Origin of the sequence: Janthinobacterium sp. AD80, assembly GCF_002878455.1 — a bacterium.
Classification (GTDB): domain Bacteria; phylum Pseudomonadota; class Gammaproteobacteria; order Burkholderiales; family Burkholderiaceae_D; genus Janthinobacterium.
Genome location: NZ_NRDQ01000355.1, coordinates 1 through 2,497, shown reverse-complemented (window position 1 = coordinate 2,497; position 2,497 = coordinate 1). Strand labels below are relative to the sequence as shown.

Genomic DNA, 2,497 nt, shown 5'->3' with positions numbered 1-2,497 from the left:
CTGGCCCGCGCCGTTGCTGCTGCGGGGCTGGGCCAGGCGGAAATGCGCATGTTCGAGCAGGCGCACGGGCACCTGGACACTGCGCTGCTGCGGCCCGCCGATCAGGTCGGGGCTGGCGATCAGCTCGGGCAGGTGTGCTTGCACCGCTTCGCGCACCTTCTGGTTATGCCGCAGCCAGTCGCGCGCGCCGCGCGAAAACAGCGCATACCAGGGCCGGGCCAGCCTGCCACCGGCGTGGGTGCTATCAGGCGGCGCCCCAGGCAGGGGCGTCTCGGGCTGCGGCGTCGCCGAAAGCAGCGTCCCCGCCCTGGGCGGGCCAGGCAGCGCTGTGCCAGTCGCCGATGGCGCGGGCGACGATGGTTGAGTCGATGATGATCCAGCCGATGATGATGCAGCCGGCGAAGACCGGCTTGACGATGATGCATCCGGCCCGTTTGATGCTGCAGCCGGCACCGCCGCTGGCGCCTTCGCCAACGGGCTATCTTGCCGTCTGCCGCCCTCCGGTGTCAGCGTGGTGGACATTTCTACTCCTGCGCCAGCAAGGTGGTGACGTAGTTGAGCGCCTCGCGCGCGCTGTGGGCGTCATAGCCGTATTCATCGACCAGGCGCTGCTCGACGGCGGATATCTTGGCCCGCACATCGTCATCAGGCCGCTTGGCCGAGCTGACCAGGCGCAGGACGTCGCGCCGCTGCTCGAACAGATACTGCTGGATGGCGTCGTGCAAGGGCAGATGGCTGGCCAGCCCGAAGGTCTCGCCCCGCTTGAAGGCGCCCATGGCCTTGCGCACTACTTCCTGGCGGAATGATTGCTTGCCTGAATCGGTGATATGGATCTTTTCTTCCACGGCGCGCAGGAAGCGCTCATCTGGCCGGCGTTCTTCGCTGGTGATGGGGTCGCGGATTTGCCGGTTGTCCAGCATGGCTTCGACCTCATCGAGATATTTGTTCAGCAAGTCTTGCGCCTCTTGCTCAAAAGAGACGAACAGCGCCTTGTGCACGTCGGCCTTGACCCAGCGGTTGTAGAAATCCTTGCGCGTCAGCACCAGGTAATCGATCCATTTGCGCTTGCGCCGGGGTTCGATGCGCGCGTCGCTCTCGATGCCGTCCTTCAGGGCCAGCAGCACATCCATGGTCGACAGGCTGTTGCGCTGGGCGCCGATGATGGCGTGCGACAAGGCATTGATGACAAAGCGTGGCGATACGCCCGCCAGGCCCTCGTCGGGTGACCTGTCGTGCTCGCGCAAGCGCCTGACCTCGGCCGCATGCAGGTCGTCCACCTCTTCATTCGCATAGATGCGCAGCTTCTTGACGAGGTCGGCTTCCTTGTCGTCGCCGTCCGGCATGCGGCTCAGAATGGCGAACACTGCCGCGGCATGCAGCGCGTGGGGGTCGATGTGCACGTCGCGGAAGGCGGGCGCCGCCGAGCGGATCAGCTTGCGGTAGATGCGCGCTTCTTCGCGGTAGTTGAGCGTGTAGGGCACCTGGACGATGACCATGCGGTCGAGCAGGGCTTCGTTTTCGCTTTCTTGCAGGAACTTGCGAAATTCCGCCAGGTTGGTGTGGGCGAGGATCGATACATCGAGGTAGATCAGGGGAAAGCGCGATACCTTGACATTCTTTTCCTGTGTCAAGGTCAGCAGCAAATAGAGAAATTCGCGCTTGACCTTGAGGATCTCAATCATTTCCAGCATCCCCCGGCTGGCCGCATACACGGCGCCCGACCACGACCACGCGCGCGGGTCGCCTTCATCGCCATACTGCGCCACTTTCGACAGGTCGACGGAACCCACCAGGTCGGCCAGGTCGGCCGTGGTCGGATCGTGCGGCGCATAGGTGCCGATGCCGCAGCGGCCCGCTTCCGAGATGGCGATGCGCTCGACGGGCATGCGCAGGAAGTCGCCCTGGTATTGTTCTTCCAGGCGCGCACTGCAATGCGGACACAGTTCGCCATGGATGTCGACGCCGTAGCTGGCGCGGAAATCGGCGCGCATGCCGTGCGGCACCAGTTGCAGCGGCGATTCATGCACGGGACAGCCGGCGATGCCGTACAGCGCGCCTTCCTCGCTGCGGCTGTATGCTTCCAGGCCCCGCTTGAGCAGGATCACCATGGTCGACTTGCCGCCAGAAGGGGGGCCCAGCAGCAGAAGCATGCGCCGTCCCACCTCGGAGCCGGCGGCGGCCGCCTTGAAATAGGCGGCCACGCGGTCGATGGCGTCGTCGATGCCGAACAGTTCATCGTTGAACAGGCGGCAACGGAAATGGCCATCGCTGTCGGTGTGGCCATTCCAGCGCATCATGTCCCACAGATACTGGTGGGCGCTGCGCGCCAGCAGCGTGGCGTTGGCGGGCATGACCTGGTCGATGAAGTCGGCGAAACTGCCGCGCCAGGGACTGAGGCGGTGCTGCGCGCTGTAGGCCGCCATGCTGCGCACGAAGTGCCCACGCTGGCTTTCGCCCGCTGCTGCTGCTGTGTCTGCCGCTGCTGCCGCCGCCGGCG

Annotated in this window: 1 protein-coding gene; it reads right to left on the bottom strand. The window is 65.1% G+C overall.

All coding sequences use genetic code 11. The annotated features are described in order from the left end of the window. Positions 1–524 precede the first annotated feature (524 nt). Positions 525–2,423, bottom strand: coding sequence for a serine protein kinase (locus JaAD80_RS29405; protein ID WP_102299688.1), 1,899 nt, complete (start codon positions 2,421–2,423; stop codon positions 525–527). Positions 2,424–2,497: the final 74 nt, after the last annotated feature.